This window comes from Flagellimonas profundi (assembly GCF_017313275.1).
GTDB classification, from domain to species: Bacteria; Bacteroidota; Bacteroidia; order Flavobacteriales; family Flavobacteriaceae; genus Flagellimonas; species Flagellimonas profundi.
This window is the reverse complement of record NZ_JAFLNM010000001.1, coordinates 268,093-286,342: the sequence shown is the minus strand read 5'-3', so window position 1 is coordinate 286,342 and position 18,250 is coordinate 268,093. Positions and strand designations below refer to the sequence as shown.

Sequence of the window (18,250 nt, the reverse complement as noted above, 5' to 3'; positions counted from 1 at the left end):
AGTGGCTACCTATTTTGTCCATCTTCGATATCAAAGGTGCTCAGCACCTTATCCAATTGGATATCGTGGGACTCTTTCGGTAGGCTTTCCATTTTTTGAAAAGGGTAGCAAATTCCGATTTTGAATGCGTTGTTTTGCTTTGCCAAGAAAGTATCGTAATATCCACCCCCATACCCAAGTCGATAGCCTTTTGAATCATAGGCCAATCCAGGTATGATCATCATATCATACACTCCTTGAAAAATATGGTTTCCTGAAGGGAATCTCGTCCCGAACACACCATTCTCCAACGCTTGCAAGGAAGTCAGGATTAAATTTTCGAACCTTCTTTTCGGTAAGGTTTTTGGTACTACTACCACAAGCCCCTTCTCAAGACATTGTTCTATAAAGGGACTAATATCAATTTCAGAGCCCATGGGCAAATATGCGTGCAATGTTTTGACCTGACGGGATACCACCTCTTCCCATAGGCTTACACATATCCATTCATCATAAACCAATTTTTGTGATTTGGGCATCTGATCCCTATACCTCAACATCTGATTTCTTATGGTTTGTTTCTGTGTTCGAATAGCCGACTTCATTTGAACCGTTTATTTTCGGACAAATTTATCCTAGTTATTTTGGATTCTTTTTAACTTTGGATGTTTTATCCCACTTATCAACGGATCATATGGTACAAAGGGAGCATCACTTACAACCCCCTAAAATAATTGACAGCAATGAAACAGATTGAAAGTTTGGAAGAAATCCAACAACTGGTCGACAGCTTTTATGGAAAAGTTCGCAAGGATGACTTGCTCGCCCATATTTTCAATGAGGTGATACAGGACAATTGGCCCAACCATTTGGAAAAAATGTACAGCTTTTGGCAAACCGTGCTCTTGGAGGACCACACCTACCATGGCAGCCCATTCGCTCCTCATCTCAAACTAGCGGTGGAAGGGAAACACTTCGAGCGTTGGAAGCATCTTTTTTTTGAGACCATTGATGAGAACTTTATCGGTAAAAAGCTGAAGAAGCCAAAATCAGGGCCGCAAAAATGGCAGAGATGTTCCAATTGAAAATCGAATATTTCAACCGAGACAATACATAAATGCCTATGAAGGTCATACTTTCGGAAATATTTATCGAGAAGTCCAGTCAATCCTTTTATTCCAAGGATGAGTTGATGACCCTTGAAATAAAAAAGGAATTCATACAACGATTGGCTCGGTATTATAACATATCCTATATATCAAATAGCTCCAAGGAAAACACCCTATGCTATGCCAACAGTAGCAGCGTAAGATTTGAGTATAGATCGAACTTTACTAAAAAAGATATCATTGTCTACCTCCGCTCTACCTTAAAACAGGATATCTTTGATATTGAAACTGAAAACGTGACCTTTAGGTAAACTACCCTCTTGGATCATCCCCATTGATTCCAATGAACCTATCCTAAATCACCATACAGCAGCAAATCTCTTCCTTTGTAGTAACTCAATTAACATCCTCTTTTTATGCCAAAACACCCCTCCTTTCCCAAGGAACAATACAAGCGTAATATTTATTTCGGATAATTTTATCCGAAATAATTTTAGTGTTATATTTGCTAACGACCTGCCATTAAAGTGCCAGATAATATCGGACACTTGGTACAAGGAGCCTATACTGGATCTCAAAAAGTCATTGGCACATAACGATGATTTTTGAAGGACTCACCATACCATAGGGGGTCAATTATTTTTTGGACAGTAACCTTACTAAATTCAAAATATGTCGAATACCATCGACCGGCTCATGGACAAATACCTGGAAATGGGTGAAAACCCAGAAACTTATTTGGAAGGATTGCTCCATGCCAACCCCATCACCTATTGGGACTATATCGAAGTTGATACTTTATTGAGCCTGCAAAAGCCACGCACCCCTTTCAAGGATGAAACCATCTTTATCATGTATCATCAAGTCACGGAGCTCTTTTTAAAGATGATACGCCATGAACTGGAACAACTTGTGGACAGGGATGAGATCAATGAACATTATATGCTCACAAAAATCAAACGTTGCACACGATACACTTCCATGCTCATCAATTCTTTTGATATCATGAAAGATGGAATGGACTATGGGGAATACCAAGAGTTTCGAAAGACATTAACGCCTGCCAGTGGTTTCCAGAGTGTTCAATTCCGATATATAGAAATCCTGTGCACCCCTTTGAAAAACCTTATTAACAGGGAAGGCAGGAAAAGGTTGCCCAAAAACCCTTCCATTTCGGATTATTTTGAACATATCTATTGGAAGGATGCAGGCCATGACCGTACGAGCCAAAAAAAGACCTGGACATTACAAAGATTTGAGGAAAGATATCTGGACGATCTCATAACCTTTGCAAAAAAAATGGATGGACGAACCCTACAGGACCGAATCGGAGAAATGAAGGGCATATCGGCTCTACTACTCGATGCTCTCAAGGAGTTTGATCTCCTCTATAATGTGAAATGGCCCATGGTACACTTAACGACCGCTAGCCATTATCTAGAACGTGACAATAAGCAGAAGATGGCCACTGGAGGGTCACAATGGAAAAAATACTTACATCCAAGATTCCAACAGCGTAAATTCTTCCCAACACTTTGGAGCGATATTGAAAAGGAACAATGGGGAGAAATCAAAAACAATTGATTATGGAAACAATGAACAGACCCCAAATAAAGGATATGACCGTAGGGACAACATATAAGGTTCTGGAGATAACAGGGCTTAATGGCATGATCATGCCACCTCACCATAGTACCGGAGAAGTGGTTCTTGTGGTCAAACAAGGGGAAGCGTTGATAAAAATGCCAGATACCGAATATAAAATAGGCCTAGGTGATGTATCTATCATTCCTGCTCAAAAAGAACATACACTGACGGTCCTAAAAGAGTTGAAGGCGCTAGTCATAATGGCTGTGGAATCTAAAATACAATTCATCTGAGCAAGGACAGAAAACTGTCAAAAAGAACACCCTGTTTTTTTATGATCAAATCCAGAAATCTGGATATTTTTAAGCTTGACTGACTAAAAATTTTCAGTGCCCAACTTTAAACCAAAACATTACTTTTTTTCAAAAAAGGTAACCTAATAGGTGTTTTTACTGTTTCGATATGTTTTCATTGGGCAAATGAATAAATTTTGGAGAGATTTCATATTAATTGTATTTAACCCATTGAATATTTGCACCTAGATCCTTAATGGATTAGAACCAAAACTTTAAACCCCAATAATGAAACTAGGTCTGGGGATTTTGGATAAAAATAGGACACCCTAAAATACGTCTTTAGTCCAAATTAAATTCGGGCATAAAAAAACCAGAAAATATTAATTTTCTGGTTTTTAATTATTTATGGTCCCATTTAATATCAAATGAGACTATTTTTTAGTCGGGGCGGCAGTTTTAACCAATCATCTATAACCCCTTATGTTGCCAGAGTTTTTTCTCGACCATCCAAAAAAAGGCACCCTATAGGAACTTCCCCGTGATTTTTGGACTTTCAATTTTAAAAATACGGAATTATAACTAAATGAGATAGAAAAATATCCCACTTATAGTATCCAACTATTTCTCCTCTTAATAATCATTAATCCACCGTTTTATTGAACTTTCATTGTAAAAATGAGTCTACTGATTCTAAAGAGTTTACTTTTCGGTACACTTAAATAGTTTACCTTATATACCCTTTTTTACACCTAAGATGAAGTTCGGTTATGCAAGAGTGAGCACAAAATCACAGAAACACGATTTACAGGTGGATGCCTTTTTAAAGGAAGGTATCAAACCCAAGAACATCTATGCGGATATTTCATCTCGGGCAAAAGCGAAAAAAAAGGGTCTTGATGAACTTTTATCCATTTTGCGTGAAGGTGACACTCTTGTAGTCTGGAAACTGGACCGAATCGCCAGAAGCCTTTCACATCTCATTAAACTCATCGAAGATTTTGAAAAGAAGGGAATCCACTTCAAAAGCATTCAGGAGAATTTCATGGCCATTTTTTGTCAATTTTCACCCCTATGAAAAGTGAAATTCACTTTAATCAAGATAGTTGAATACTTTCAAGCATTAATATCAATTTTTCCTTTGTCAAAGGTTTGACAAAATAATCGGTCACTTCACTAATGCTTTTTGCCCTCTCTACATCACTAGGGTCAATTGAGGATGAAACAATATAGACAACTATTTTTTTCGCAATTCTAGGCTTCAATAAGAAATAACGCTCTAAAAATTGCCATCCATCCATCACTGGCATTGATAAATCAAGTAAAATAACATCGGGAATTTCATTTACATTTCCCAATACTGATTCTAAAAAATCGATGGCCAATTTACCATTGGAAAATATTTTAATGCTTTTGACCAATCTGGTCGATGAAATGGTTTTTTTCACAATGAATTGATAAGTATCATCATCATCAATCAAGTATAGAGTATCTATTGCATTCATAAAATGAAATATTTAAAATTTGACATAAAATGTGCTGCCCAAGTCTGGTTCACTTTCTGCAAAAATGATACCGCCCATGGATTGAACCTGTGTTTTGGTCATAAACAACCCAAAACCTTTGGCATCCTCGTTTCCATGAAAAGTCTTCTGCAATCCGAATAATTTATTTCCATATGCTTCTAAATCTATTCCCAAGCCATTGTCAGCTACCTTCAACCAAATTGATGAATTCGCTTTGTATGTGGCAATTTTGATAATCAATGTTCTATTGGGTGATCGATATTTGATGGCATTGCTTATTAAGTTATGAAAGATGCTGATCAAGTAGTTTTTGGGATAGATAATATGGGATGCATCATTGAAATTTGTAATAATAACAATCTCCGGAAATAACTGTTTAACATTAAGGGTACCAATAACTTGGTCGAAACAATCTTGAAAATAAAGTTCTTCCTTTTGAATTTTAGGATTATTCAAAACTTGGATGGACTCGACTAATTCATTGAAAGTCTCATTTAAGAGGTTTACCGGTTTGGATATCATTTCCACTAGTTCTTTTTGTTCATTGACATCGTTAGATTTCTCTATCATTGAAGTTAAAAGTATGAGGTTTGAAAGGGGCGCCCTAAGGTTATGGGAAACAATAGAACAGAAATCTGCCAATTGTTCGTTTCGATGAAGCAGTTCCAACTCTTGCTTTTTTTGATTAGTAATATCAAAACGTATTGAAACGTATTGGTATGGCTGGCCATTTTCGTCAAGAAAGGGAACTATAGTCGTGTACACCCAGTAATATGAATTATCCTTGGCCTGATTTCTAATTTCCCCTTGCCAAGTGTTACCACTTGAGATAGTTCTCCAAAGGTTTCTGAAAAAAGAATTGTCATGCAACCCAGAATTGATTATTCTATGGTTTTGTCCAATTAATTCCTGGCTAGTATATTGAGAAACCTCACAGAACTTATTATTAACATAAGTAATGTTACCACTAGTGTCAGTGATGGCCACCATTGCAGATTGGTCCAATGCGTTTTTTTGTTGTTCCAACTCTGAGAATCTTTTTTTTGGTGTTTGTTTCATGTCAGTTTGAGTAAATATGTTTTTAAACATAAGATTATAAATGAATCATCGACATTTCTGTAGCTGAAAAAACATTAATTACAAGTAAGATATTTCCTAATAAATGAAACTTTAATAAAATAAACGGTCTTATCCTGTGCTTATTGTCATTTAAGGTTTTAATTACCATTGTTGATAACCCTAAGCAAGCGAACCAAACATGGAGGACTGTTAATAAATCATTGTGAATAATCAAAGTTCTATTAGGTATTTCAGTTTTTGTATTATCCATATACAGTTGTTATGCTGCTCTAACCAATTTGGAGCATCTTGGATTGAGTTCGGAAAGAGTTTCTCTTATTGAATTACTGAGCAAGCTGATTTATAGGCATCCCTAAAAAGGGTAAGGCTACATTTTTAGCGAATGCTACACATACACTTTAATAAATATGGATTATTATGGAACAGCAAAAGATAAAGAGGCCTATATCCTAATATTGAAAGGAAATACAATCACTAAATTAGACTGGAATGAAATTCAAAATCTCTAAACCTAAAAGATATTAAAGTTCAAAAAGCGATGAAATTTAATGGTTTTCTTATGCGTTTCTAATCTTTGTTATGGTCGCCAAAGAAATTTTGACCCTTTCTCTCAAGCTATCAAAATCTCCCGATTCCAAAATTTCCTTGCTTATCAGCTTGGATCCAATGCCTACACAGGTAACACCTGCCTTGAACCATTCCCTAAGATTCTCCTCATTAATGTCGACACCTCCGGTTGGCATTACCTTGGTCCAGGGTTGTGGGCCTTTGATCGCCTTTACAAATCCCGGGGCATAAACAGACCCAGGAAAAAGCTTTACAATCTCACACCCTAGTTCCTCTGCACGATTAATTTCTGTTAAACTGCCACAGCCCGGTAAGTACAATATCTTTTTTCGGTTACACGTAATTGCTATATCTTCCCTTAACGAAGGTGTGACTACAAAGTTTGCTCCCATCTGGATGAACATTGAGGCCGCCGCGGCATCGGTAATCGATCCCACACCCATGATCATTCCCGGGAGTTCCTGCAATGCATATTTGCTCAGTTCAAGGAAACTCTCGAAAGCGAAATCGCCTCTTGCCGTAAACTCCATCAATCGAGAACCTCCTTCGTAGCAGGCTTTGAGCACCTTTTTTCCCAATTCCACATCTGGGTGGTAAAATAGCGGTACCATACCGGTGTCTTCCATTGCGAGTGCCACCTCAATTCTTGAATATTTTGCCATAGTTTCTTAATTTATCTCGCCACTCTTCCGGAGGCATCGCCTCCCATCAATTTTTCCACTTCTTCCACGGTCACCAAGTTGGCGTCTCCCATTATGGTATGCTTCAAACAGGAAGCGGCCACCGCAAAATTCAGTGCCTTTTGATCATCGTTCGGATAGTTTAGCAGCCCGTATATAAGGCCACCCATAAACGAGTCTCCTCCACCAACCCTGTCCACAATATGGGTAATTTGGTATTCCGGCGATTTATACATCTTTTTTCCGTCGTACAGTACGCCAGCCCATGTGTTATGGGAAGCACTTATTGACCCGCGAAGGGTCGTTATCACTTTTTTGGCATAGGGAAATTTCTTCATCATCTGCTTACAAACAGAAAGAAATGCTTCCGCTTTTACATGTTCTCCCTGGGTAGTGATATCCAGCCCTTCTGGTTTTATACCGAAATGCTTTTCGGCATCTTCCTCGTTACCCAAAATAATATCGCAATAGGAAGTAAGCTCGGTCATTATGGCTTCTGGTTCCACACCGTATTTCCAAAGTTTGGCCCTGTAATTCAGATCGGTGGATACAGTGATGCCACGTTTCTTTGCAGTCTGTACAGCTTCCAGACAAGCGTCGGCGGCACCTTGTGAGATGGCTGGGGTAATCCCTGTCCAATGGAACCATGAGACCCCATCAAACACAAAGTCCCAATCTATCATGCCTTTTTGAATTTCGGCCATGGCGGAATGGGCCCTATCATAAATTACCTTGCTGCCCCTACTTACTGCCCCGGTTTCCAAAAAGTATATGCCCAAGCGGTCTCCACCAAAAACAATTTTATCCACACCTACACCACGCTTTCGCATTTCCATAAGTGCACATTCCCCAATATCGTTCTTGGGCAACCTCGTAACAAAATCCACTGGAATACCATAATTGGCCAAGGAGACCGCCACATTGGACTCTCCTCCCCCATAGACCACATCAAACGAATTGGTTTGTGAAAATCTCAAAAAACCGGGAGGTGACAACCGCAACATGATCTCTCCGAATGTAACTACCTTATTCATAATTTACTGTTTCTCCAATTATTCTTTCCTGCGCCCATTATCCTATGGTCAATGGTTTCGACCATCATTTATGTATTGCATTAAATTTAAAATATTCTTTCGCATTTTGATAGCAGATGTCCACCACCATTTTCCCAATTAAATCCATTTCCTCGGGCAATTCACCTTTCTGCATCTCTTCACCCAAAATATTACAGAGCACCCTTCTAAAATATTCATGTCGTGGATAGGAAAGAAAACTTCTAGAATCGGTGAGCATGCCAATAAAACAACTTAACAGTCCCATATTGGAAAGTGCGTTCAACTGTTTTGTAATACCATCTTTTTGGTCCAAGAACCACCAACCAGACCCAAATTGCATCTTTCCTTTTATACTGCCGTCGTTAAAATTACCAATCATAGCGGCCAACATTTCGTTGTCTGCCGGATTCAGATTATAAAGTATTGTTTTTGCAAGGTTGTCGTCGGTATCCAATGCATCCAAGTAGCGGGACAGTGTATAAGCCTGTGGATAATCCCCTATGGAATCCCATCCGGTATCCGGTCCCAATTCCCTAAACTTACGGGAGTTGTTGTTGCGAAGTGCCCCCAAGTGAAATTGCTGTACCCAACCTTTGGCATGGTACTGTTCTCCCAAAAACAACAAGAGTGCGGTTTGGTACTTATCAACTTCGTCACGAGTCAGATTTTCTTCTTTTCTACTCTTGGTAAAAATTGATTCCAGCTCATGGGTCGAAGCTTCCACAAATGGAATATAATTCAATCCATGGTCTGATAACCGACATCCATTTTCATGAAAATAGGCAATCCGTTTGGCCAATGCATCACATAAAGTTTTATAGGATGTTATTTCCATACCACTTATCTCTCCGAGTACATCCAGATATGAATTATATCCTTCATGTGAAATCAGTAAGGCCTTATCCGGTCTGAATGAAGTGTTTATATGAACCTCATATCCACTTTTTGCAAGTTGTTGATGATGCTCCAACGTATCTGTTGGATCCTCCGTGGTACAGACTACCTCAACATTCATGTCTTGAATAAGGTTTTGGCAACTGTAGGCCCCACTTTTCAATTTTACGGATGTTTCTTGGTAAATTTCATGGGCCGTATCATTGTTGAGTAACAAATCAATATCAAAATATCGCTTGAGTTCCAAATGCGTCCAATGATATAGTGGATTTCTTAAGGTATATGGAACTGTGGCTGCCCATCCCTGAAATTTTTCCCTATCATCGGCACTACCGGTAATATACCTTTCATTGACACCTGCGGCTCGCATGGCCCGCCATTTATAATGGTCGCCCTGAATCCAAGCCTGGGTAAGGTTCTCAAAAATATGATCTTTTGCAATTTGGGCCGGGGAAAGATGACAGTGATAGTCAATGATGGGCTGCTTCGCCGCATATTCATGATACAATTCTTCAGCATATTTGTTATGCAGTAAAAAATTATCCGTTATAAAATTCTGCTTCAACTTCTTTTCCATGTTCGGTTGATTATTGCTGCTTCCAGCAGATTTCCAGGCTATCCCAATATTTCATGAATCATTTTATCATCCGTTTCCACAATGGTATTCCCATACATGGCATCGAGGCCCATCTGTACACAAAGTGCGGCCATGGCTCCTGTTTTTGCATTGGATATGGGTAGGGTGTTGTTCACGATATTGTCCCTAAAATCGATCAAGGCTTGTTTACTGGGGTCCTCATGGTCAAATTTTACAGGTATGCCCCTGCCTTGGTCCCAGTTCAGGGTTGCCCCCGAAACGCCATCGACCTCGCCTATTTCTTTTTGATAACTACCTTCCGGGTAATACCATGCTTTTACATAATCCAAAATATAGGCACCTTTGTCCCCCATTACCTTTACTTTATAATCGCCCATGGCATTACTGGTCAAACATGTGAAAGATGTCCTCACACCTTCGGGGTAGCTATAAATAAGATGGATGTTATCATACGTTTCCCTGCCGTCTTTCCAATAATCAATACCACCTATCCCCATCACTCTTTCGGGCATGGAACCGAGTACCCAATTGGCAAAATCCAATTGGTGTGAACAAAGTTCGGCCAAAAGCCCACCCGAAAATTCCCGATACATCCGCCAATTGATCATGCGCTCCCATTTGGGATCGGGCACAGGTCTTCGCCAATTATTGTTTCTGTTCCATTGGCATTCAAAAGCGGTTATTTTGCCAATTTTGCCCTTTTTGATTTCATCTACAATATGGGTGTACAAACGGGAACTATGGTACTGGTGACCTGCTTGGAAAATGGTTCCTGAATTTTCGGATGCGTGGACTATGGATTTTATCCCATCATAGCCCTTTGCCATGGTTTTTTCCCCATACACATGTTTGCCCGCTTTCAGGGCTTCGACCACAATTTGGGAATGCGTACTGAACGGGGTTGCCACCAATACGGCATCTACGTTCTTGTCTTCCAACAATTTTCTATAGTCCGAATAGCCCTTGGCCTTACCTTCCACTTTGGAAAGGCCGGAGCTTAACCTGAAAGGTATGATATCACTACAGGCCACCACTCTCATATTCGGGATTTGATTGATGAAAGGGATTAGTCCACCGCCTCGGTCTCCTGTTCCAATTACCCCGACATTGATGGTTTCATTGGCACTTGGTGTTCCAAACCCTAAGACTGTAGGAGCATATAGGGCCGCTGAACCAGCCAAACTACCCTTTACTAAAAATTCCCTTCGTTTCATCTTTATCTATAGTTTAGGTTCCCATCCATTTTCATAATCCCTCTTCCAGCTTTGCATGGCTTTTTCACTGTTCAACACCTTGCCCGTTTGGGTATCTATTTCGATGGTATGTCCGGCATCGTAAGCCATATTCCCCAAATGGCAGAGCATGGTGGAAACACTGGCATCCCTAATATCGGAATTCAGGGAGGCGTCTTTTCGGATGGCATTGAAAAAGTTGGCCACATGATCCACATCCAAGCCGCCGATGCCTTGAGTATTAAGGGTGGCACTAATGGTAGCTTCATCTTCCTGTTTCAACAACTTGCCATCCAAACCATATAATTTGTAAAAGTTTCTACTCAATTCCATAACACCTTTGCTGCCGTAGATCGTTATGCCCCGTCCGGGTCTTTCCGGTTTCATGATACCTCGGCTATGGGAGGTCCAAGTGATGAATTTATTTCCTGGAAAAGAATAGGTCACTTGTTGATTGTCCGGGTATTCCCAATCATCATCATAAGTATACTTTCCGCCAAAGGCGGTCACCGTTTCGGGCAGATCCACGCCCAAGGCCCATCGGCAAATATCAATCTCATGGGTACCGTTGTTATGAATCTCTCCCGTACCCCAGTTCCGGAACCAATGCCAATTGTAAGGGTGGATATTATCTCTGTAATCCTCACGGGGGGCCGGACCTTGCCATAGTTCCCAGTCTAGGGTTTTGGGTACATCCATCAACTTTCCGTGGCCTATGGACCCACGATTGTTGGAGTAATAAGCCTCTCCTTTGAACACGTTGCCAATCACTCCCTTTTTGATATCCTCAATAGCCATTTTGGAAGTTTTGGCCGATCGTTGTTGATTTCCCATTTGCACATTTTTTCCATACCTGTTCCGTGCAGCTAACAAAAGGTCGTTTTCATAGGGATTGTGGCTACAGGGCTTCTCCACATAAACATGCTTTCCCGCTTGCAGGCCCATTATGGCCATGGGAGCATGCCAATGCTCGGGAGTTGCGATAAAAATGGCGTCCACATCCTTATCTTCCAATACCTTTCGAAAATCCTTTTCCACCTTTGGTACGTAGCCTATATGTTTTTTGCACCATGTATTGTGTTCTTCAAGAATCTTATCATCAACATCGCAACTATATAAAATCTTGGCATTTGGATCTTGATGGATGGCCAATACATGGGCCTTACCTCGGCTCCGTATACCGATAACCGCGCAATTGATTTGATCGTTGGCTCCCAGAATGCGGGCATTGGCCCAAGAAGGAAATACCATGCTGCCCAATGTTACGGCTGCGGTTCCCGTTGTTGTTTTTTTTATGAAATCGCGTCTTGTGGTCATGATTTTACTGCTTTTCGGTGGTTTTTATCTTAATGTTCCTGAAATTGACCCTGTCCCCATGGTCTTGCAACAAGATGGGGCCTGTCGGCGCCTCTCCAAAATAGGGCCATACCTTATACTTGCTCTCGGAAACCAATTTTTTGAATGCATCGCTTCCCCTTTCATATTCCAAGACTTTCATTCCGTTGAGCCAATGCTCCACATGCGAGCCTTTGGAAATTATATGGGCCGTGTTCCATTCCCCAATAGCATTTGCAGGCTTGTTGGGGTCGGCCTTTATAAGGTCATAGAGAGAGGCCAAGGTTCGGCTACCTTCATGGTTGCCCAATTTGGCATCCGGGTGGACGGCATCGTCCAATATTTGATATTCCAATCCAATGGATGATCCTGGGCCCTTGTTCAAATCGGTGTTTACATAATATTTGATGCCGCTATTGGCTCCCCTGGTCAGTTTAAAATCTACCATAAGTTCAAAATCCCCATATACATCGGTGGTGACAATATCCCCTCCAGCTGCCGATTCCTCTCCTCCCGAGGACAAAACAGTTAATTCGCCATTTTCAATGACCCAACCTTTATCTGGAAAATCGTCCAATCGGGCTCCGCGCCAACCATTTGTGGTCTTACCATCCCACAACAACTTCCAACCATTTTTGGCCTCATCCACATTAACATGGTTTTTGGTCTCCACCGCTGCCAAAGGCATTGGTTTAGCATATTTTGAAAGGCTATCGGTCAAAATTTTGATGTTGCGCCAAGCAATCTCGGTTCCTTCCTTTTGGTCTTTTCCAATACTGTGTACCTGAAGGGCTATAAAGCCACTTGACGTTTTATCATCGATCAAATGGGCTGCCGGCACACCGTTGATCCAAGTTTTAATAGTATCGCCAAGGGCCTCGATACGATAATGGTTCCAATCGTTTTGTTTGAAGGCTTTTTGTGCCTCTGGATTGTTGTCCAAGGTAACAAGCCAACCTCTTCTGCCTTCATCATAAATACCGGCACTCCATGCCCTATCGGATGGATCGATTTCAATCTGATACCCATGGACCCGACCATTTTGGTAATACGGGATACTATTGCTTCGAATCTGTATCCCCGAATTCATGGTTGAGTCAACTTTATAGTCCAACTCTAAAATAAAGTCCCCATACATTTTATCCGTTGTCAAAAAGGAATTGGGTGTATCATGAACCGTTGCCCCTACAATTTCCTCCCCGTTAACGGTATAATTGGCTTCACCTCCCTTTTGATTCCATCCGTTGAGGGTCCCATCGTATAAATCGGTCCAAGGTGTATCGTCCTTGGGAGCTTTGGCACAGGCCCAGCATAATAGAAGCGCCAGTGCACCATATGTTAGTTTGTTCATTTTATGTGTCATATTTTAAAATTTACTTTACAAATCGATTAAAGTCCAAACAAACCGGGAAGCCATAGGGCCAACTCTGGTATGTAGGTAATGAGAAACAATGCCAAAATCATCGCCACAAATAGGGGCAGTAAGGGCTTGATCACTTTTTCTATGGATGTCTTTGCAATACCTACCCCCACAAAGAGAACCGAACCCACAGGTGGTGTACACAAACCAATGCAAAGGTTCAGGATCATGATGATACCAAAATGCACGGGATCTATTCCCAATTTCGTCACAATGGGTAAAAAAATAGGAGTGAATATGAGTACGGCCGGGGTGATATCCATAAAAATACCCACCACCAACAATATCAGGTTTATGATAAGCAACAAGCCAATCTTGTTATCGGTAATGGACAATAGTCCTGAGCTGATATCCTGCGGAATATGTTCAAAGGAAAGCGCCCATGACATACTCATGGAAGCTGCAATCAGCAACATAACAACAGCTGTGGTGGTCGAAGCATTCAAAAAGATATGGGGCAATTTTTTAAAAGTTAACTCCTTATAGACAAAACCCAACAAAAGACTGTATAGCACAGCAATGGCAGATGCTTCCGTTGCTGTAAAAATACCAGCGACGATGCCCCCGATGACCAAAACCAACAAAAATAGGCTTGGAACCGCATCAATGAAGGTTTTAACAACCTTGCCCAAGGAGCTTCGTTGTCCCGTGCCATATCCTTTCTTTTTGGCCCACAACATGGCAACCACCATGAGCAACAGACCAGTTATCAGTCCGGGAATGTATCCTGCCAAAAAAAGAGCGGCAATCGATGCCCCGCCGCTTGCCAAGGAATACACAATCAAAATATTACTTGGCGGAATCACCAATCCTGTTGTGGCAGAGGTGATATTGACTGCTGCTGCAAATTCCCTATCATATCCTTCTTTTTCCATTTCCGGTCCTAGAATACTTCCCATTGCCGATGCCGATGCCATTGCCGATCCTGCTATGGCTCCCATAAACATTGCGGAGATAATGTTGATCAAAGCAAGACCTCCTGGCAAAGCCCCTACCAAAGTTTTGGCAAAAGCGATCAATCTGTGGGCTATCCCTCCTTGGTTCATCAATTCTCCCGATAAAATAAAAAATGGAATGGCCAACAGGGCAAAGCTATCCAAACCAGTGGCCATCCGCTGGGATATGGTGGCCAAGGCCGGTAATGTGGGAACACTCACCAATAACGTCAGCATGGATGAAATGGCAATACTCCAGGCCACAGGTGTCCCTATGGCCAAAAGGCCCACAAAACTGATGATCAAAACAAGTAAGGGTATATATTCCATGGCGTTTAATCCGATATGATATCAATTATTTTATTGTAAACCACTATCAATCCACTCAAGGGAATTACGACGTACACATAGGCCAAGGGCAAACCCAATGCCGGGGAATACTGTTTTAGTTCATATGTGGTATAGACCAGCCAACCACCTCCTGTAACCATGGCCGCAATACAAAAGAGGATAATGAAGCCAGAGACCATTCTTTTCAACAATATCTGATTTTTGGTACTGGCCCGTTTGGCCAATACATCGATGGCCACGTGGCCTCCTTTTCCGGATACATAGGCCGCTCCCAACAATCCCAACCAGATCATCAAAAACCGGGCGAGCTCATCGGTAAAGGCGCTTGGTTCTCCCATAACATATCTACTGAGTACCTGCCAAAGCACATTCAAGACCATTAGGCCCATCAGCAACACAAGCGTGTAGGCCAAAATATGTTCCAATGTTTTTTTGAACCCCATCAGTCTGCCATTGATTTGATTTGTTGTATCATTTTATTCAATTCTTCATCATTTTCATAGGTACTGTACATTTCCTTTGTCATTTGGATGAATGGCTCTTTGTCCGGATACGAAATCTTTACGCCGGCTTTCTGCACCTCTTCCAAAGCCTCGGCTTCTGATAACGCCCATAACTTTCTTTGATGTTTTAGGGACCGTTTTACCGCTTCTTGCACCCATTCCTTTTCCTTCGCTGTAAGCTTGTCCCAAAATGAGGTGCCCACAATCAATACATCCGGAGAGAAGGTATGTTCGTCCAACGAATAATAGGGACACACTTCATAATGTCTTGATAGGTAAAAACTAGGGAGATTATTCTCCGCCCCATCCACAACACCTTGCTGTAACGAGGTATAGAGCTCTCCCCACGAAATTGGTGTTGGCGAGCCCCCAAGACTTTTAACCATGTCCACGGCAGTCACACTTTCCATGACCCTTATTTTGAGCCCTTTCAAATCTTCCGGGGAGTTTACTGGTTCTTTTTCTGTATAAAAACTCCTGAACCCTGCATCGTAATACCCTAATCCTTTCAATCTAAATTCTTCGGAATTGTCCAACAATGCTTGGCCGATGGGTCCATCCAGTACGTTAAAGGCATGTTCCCTACTTTCGAAAAGATAGGGCAACCCCAAAATCCTGGTCTTGGGAGCAAAATTCTCCAAAGTAGCGACGGATACCTTGGTCATATCGAGACTGCCGAGTTGAATCAATTCCAAAATTTCACGTTCGGTACCCAATTGTTGGTTGGGATAAATCTCCACGTGGAGCTTACCTCCGGAAATACTATCAAGGTCTTCACCCATTTTCACCATGGCCCTATGCACGGAGTGGTTTACATCCAAGCCATGGGCCAACCGGATTGTTTTTGCCCCATCATCCTGCATACAGCCCGAAAACTGTACAAGAAAGACGCCCCATAAAACAGTCCTGACTAGTTTCATACCCCAATTTTCTTGATATAGATTTTGTTCCCCATGGAAAAATTCAAAGTTCCTTTTAGCCTCACCCCAAAGATTTTTCAATACCCAACATCAAACCCCTTAATTCTGCCAATCCCCGGAGACGACCAATAGCCGAGTAACCGGGATTGGTCTGTTTTTTTAAATCGTCCAGCATTTGGTGCCCATGGTCGGGACGCATGGGCATTCTTGTGCGACCATTCCCACTACTTTTACGCCTTACCTGTTCTTCCATGAGCGCCTTCATCACACCATACATATCCACATCACCATCCAAATGATCTGCTTCGCAAAAATTACCCTCATCATCCCTTTTGGTACTTCTTAAATGAACAAAATTAATGTGGCCCGCCATGCGTTTTGCCATCCCGACCAAATCATTATCCATCCGAACACCATAGGAACCCGTACAAAAACAAAGTCCATTGTTCGGGCTTTCATAGGCTTCCAAAAGCGCTCGGGCGTCAGATTCCGTACTTACGACCCTGGGCAAGCCCAGAATGGGATATGGTGGATCATCTGGATGAATGGCCAGATAGACGCCCTCTTTTTCTGCAGTTGGTGTAATCTGCCGGATAAAATCATACAGATTTGCCCGTAATTCCTCTTCCCCAATGCCATTATAAGCTGCCAAGGCATTTCTGAATTGGTCCAGTGAATAACCTTCTTCCGCACCTGGTAGCCCTGCAATAATATTGGAGATCAGTTGGTTCTTCTGATAATCGTCCATTTTTTCAAAATGTTTTCGGGCATCATCAATCTCTGGTTCGGTATATTTTTGAAAAGCTTCGTTGCGCTTCAAAAGAAAAAGTTCAAAAACAGCGAGCTCAACACGATTAAAATACAATGCTTTTGAACCATCTGGAAGCTCATAAGCCAAATTTGTGCGTGTCCAGTCCAGAACGGGCATAAAATTGTAGCAAACCGTATCGATACCACAATGGCCCAAGTTCTCTATACTTTTTTTGTAATTCTCGATGTAAAATTCAAAATCCCCTACTCGTCTTTTAATATCCTCATGTACTGGAATACTTTCCACAACGGACCATGTGAGTCCCATGGATTCTATTTCATTTTTCCTTTTTTCAATTTCATCCATTGACCAGGTTTCCCCATTTGGAATATGGTGCAGGGCAGTAACAATACCAGTTGCGCCGGCCATTTTAATATCTGCCAAGGAAACGGTATCATCTGCCCCATACCATCGCCATGTTTGTTCCAATCCTATGTCCATCTCTTCTTTATACACCACTAAAAGCACTAAATCCACCATCAATAGGAATGATGGCGCCAGTTACAAAACTGGCAGCATCGCTAATAAGCCAATGAACGGCTCCATGCAGCTCATTGGCATTTCCAAAGCGTTTCATGGGCGTATTGTCGATAATTGTTTTGCCACGGTCGGTATAGCTGCCATCTTCATTTAAAAGCAACCTCCTGTTTTGATTGCTGATAAAAAACCCCGGGGCAATCGCGTTTACCCGAAGACCTTCCCCAAATTTCAGGGCCAGTTCGGTTGCCATCCATTTGGTAAAATTATCAATGGCCGCCTTGGAGGCCGAATATCCCACAACGCGTGTAAGTGCTTGAGTGGCTGCCATGGACGATACATTGAGAATGCAACCATGTCCTTGTTCCGCCATTTGTTTTCCGAAAACCAAGGAGGGAATCACCGAGCCATCCAAGTTTAATTCAGATACTTTTCTAAAGTCCTCCATATTTAAATCGAAAATGGTCTGGTCCTCTCCTATTACTGCGCCGGGCATGTTGCCACCTGCTGCATTGATGAGCACATCAATCCTTCCCCAAGTATTCACAACTTGGTTTTTTACTTCCATCAAGAAATGATTGTCCAATACACTACCGGAAAATCCTAGGACATAGGAGTATTTCTGTTTTAGCTCGTTTAACTTGTCTTCCACCTTGGTTCGGGTCTGCCCCATAAGAACGACCTTGGCCTTTTCAGAAAGTAGATACTCGGCCATACTACTGCCCAGCACACCGGTACCTCCTGTGATTAAAATTACTTTTCCTGTAATATCGAATAAGGTATTGCCCATCCCTGCATTTAGAATCAAAATCTTTGATTCATTCTGTTTAAAATTTGTTGTTTCTGTGTACTTTTGACACAGATGCTAATTTATAAGTTTTATAATTATAAAAAAATC

18 protein-coding genes and 1 pseudogene are annotated in these 18,250 nt (G+C 41.5%); 5 read left to right on the top strand and 14 right to left on the bottom strand.

Translation table 11 applies throughout. From position 1 onward, the window contains the following. Positions 1 to 5: 5 nt before the first annotated feature. On the bottom strand, positions 6 to 584 hold the full coding sequence (locus J0654_RS01340; RefSeq protein ID WP_207025919.1) for a 5-formyltetrahydrofolate cyclo-ligase: 579 nt from the start codon (positions 582 to 584) through the stop codon (positions 6 to 8). Between the two features lie 138 nt (positions 585 to 722). Between J0654_RS01340 and J0654_RS01335 the strand changes: the two are divergent. The 5 genes and pseudogenes from J0654_RS01335 to J0654_RS01315 all read left to right on the top strand — a co-directional run bounded on the left by J0654_RS01335 (position 723) and on the right by J0654_RS01315 (position 4,046). Continuing rightward, positions 723 to 1,096: pseudogene (locus J0654_RS01335) on the top strand (group III truncated hemoglobin). Positions 1,097 to 1,102: 6 nt separating this feature from the next. Next, a complete protein-coding gene (locus tag J0654_RS01330) occupies positions 1,103 to 1,399 on the top strand; it encodes a hypothetical protein (protein ID WP_207025918.1) in 297 nt (98 codons plus the stop codon). A gap of 361 nt (positions 1,400 to 1,760) precedes the next feature. Continuing rightward, a complete protein-coding gene (locus J0654_RS01325) occupies positions 1,761 to 2,672 on the top strand; it encodes a tryptophan 2,3-dioxygenase family protein (RefSeq protein ID WP_207025917.1) in 912 nt (303 codons plus the stop codon). A 2-nt stretch (positions 2,673 to 2,674) separates the two neighbouring features. Next, positions 2,675 to 2,968 carry a cupin domain-containing protein gene (locus tag J0654_RS01320; protein WP_207025916.1) on the top strand — a complete coding sequence of 98 codons (294 nt, stop codon included), beginning with the start codon at positions 2,675 to 2,677 and terminating at the stop codon, positions 2,966 to 2,968. A 757-nt stretch (positions 2,969 to 3,725) separates the two neighbouring features. Next, positions 3,726 to 4,046, top strand: coding sequence for a recombinase family protein (locus tag J0654_RS01315; RefSeq protein ID WP_207025915.1), 321 nt, complete (start codon positions 3,726 to 3,728; stop codon positions 4,044 to 4,046). Positions 4,047 to 4,065: 19 nt separating this feature from the next. On the opposite strand, the gene J0654_RS01310 is transcribed toward J0654_RS01315, so the two are convergent. The 13 genes from J0654_RS01310 to J0654_RS01250 all read right to left on the bottom strand — a co-directional run bounded on the left by J0654_RS01310 (position 4,066) and on the right by J0654_RS01250 (position 18,142). After that, a complete protein-coding gene (locus J0654_RS01310; RefSeq protein WP_207025914.1) occupies positions 4,066 to 4,473 on the bottom strand; it encodes a response regulator in 408 nt (135 codons plus the stop codon). Between the two features lie 12 nt (positions 4,474 to 4,485). After that, positions 4,486 to 5,583, bottom strand: coding sequence for a PAS domain-containing sensor histidine kinase (locus J0654_RS01305; RefSeq protein WP_207025913.1), 1,098 nt, complete (start codon positions 5,581 to 5,583; stop codon positions 4,486 to 4,488). Positions 5,584 to 6,131: 548 nt separating this feature from the next. Next, positions 6,132 to 6,803, bottom strand: coding sequence for a bifunctional 4-hydroxy-2-oxoglutarate aldolase/2-dehydro-3-deoxy-phosphogluconate aldolase (locus J0654_RS01300; protein WP_207025912.1), 672 nt, complete (start codon positions 6,801 to 6,803; stop codon positions 6,132 to 6,134). Between the two features lie 11 nt (positions 6,804 to 6,814). After that, positions 6,815 to 7,855, bottom strand: a complete 1,041-nt coding sequence (locus tag J0654_RS01295) for a sugar kinase (protein ID WP_207025911.1) — start codon at positions 7,853 to 7,855, stop codon at positions 6,815 to 6,817. Between the two features lie 64 nt (positions 7,856 to 7,919). Next, on the bottom strand, positions 7,920 to 9,347 hold the full coding sequence (gene uxaC, locus J0654_RS01290) for a glucuronate isomerase (protein ID WP_207025910.1): 1,428 nt from the start codon (positions 9,345 to 9,347) through the stop codon (positions 7,920 to 7,922). 38 nt (positions 9,348 to 9,385) lie between these two features. Further along, positions 9,386 to 10,582 carry a Gfo/Idh/MocA family protein gene (locus J0654_RS01285; protein WP_207025909.1) on the bottom strand — a complete coding sequence of 399 codons (1,197 nt, stop codon included), beginning with the start codon at positions 10,580 to 10,582 and terminating at the stop codon, positions 9,386 to 9,388. A 6-nt stretch (positions 10,583 to 10,588) separates the two neighbouring features. After that, positions 10,589 to 11,917 (bottom strand): Gfo/Idh/MocA family oxidoreductase, encoded by a 1,329-nt coding sequence (locus tag J0654_RS01280; protein ID WP_207025908.1) that lies wholly within the window; start codon positions 11,915 to 11,917, stop codon positions 10,589 to 10,591. 4 nt (positions 11,918 to 11,921) lie between these two features. Further along, positions 11,922 to 13,286, bottom strand: a complete 1,365-nt coding sequence (locus tag J0654_RS01275; protein WP_207025907.1) for a 3-keto-disaccharide hydrolase — start codon at positions 13,284 to 13,286, stop codon at positions 11,922 to 11,924. Between the two features lie 38 nt (positions 13,287 to 13,324). After that, the gene (locus J0654_RS01270; protein WP_207025906.1) at positions 13,325 to 14,620 is read right to left on the bottom strand and encodes a TRAP transporter large permease; all 1,296 of its coding nucleotides are present in this window, start codon (positions 14,618 to 14,620) and stop codon (positions 13,325 to 13,327) included. A gap of 5 nt (positions 14,621 to 14,625) precedes the next feature. Next, on the bottom strand, positions 14,626 to 15,084 hold the full coding sequence (locus J0654_RS01265) for a TRAP transporter small permease (RefSeq protein WP_207025905.1): 459 nt from the start codon (positions 15,082 to 15,084) through the stop codon (positions 14,626 to 14,628). Continuing rightward, the gene (locus tag J0654_RS01260) at positions 15,084 to 16,064 is read right to left on the bottom strand and encodes a TRAP transporter substrate-binding protein (RefSeq protein ID WP_207025904.1); all 981 of its coding nucleotides are present in this window, start codon (positions 16,062 to 16,064) and stop codon (positions 15,084 to 15,086) included. The genes J0654_RS01265 and J0654_RS01260 overlap by 1 nt, the downstream gene beginning before the upstream one ends. Before the next feature lie 61 nt (positions 16,065 to 16,125). Next, complete coding sequence (uxuA, locus tag J0654_RS01255) at positions 16,126 to 17,304, bottom strand: mannonate dehydratase (protein ID WP_207027885.1); 1,179 nt, start codon at positions 17,302 to 17,304, stop codon at positions 16,126 to 16,128. A gap of 19 nt (positions 17,305 to 17,323) precedes the next feature. After that, positions 17,324 to 18,142 carry an SDR family oxidoreductase gene (locus J0654_RS01250; protein WP_207025903.1) on the bottom strand — a complete coding sequence of 273 codons (819 nt, stop codon included), beginning with the start codon at positions 18,140 to 18,142 and terminating at the stop codon, positions 17,324 to 17,326. Between the last annotated feature and the right edge of the window lie 108 nt (positions 18,143 to 18,250).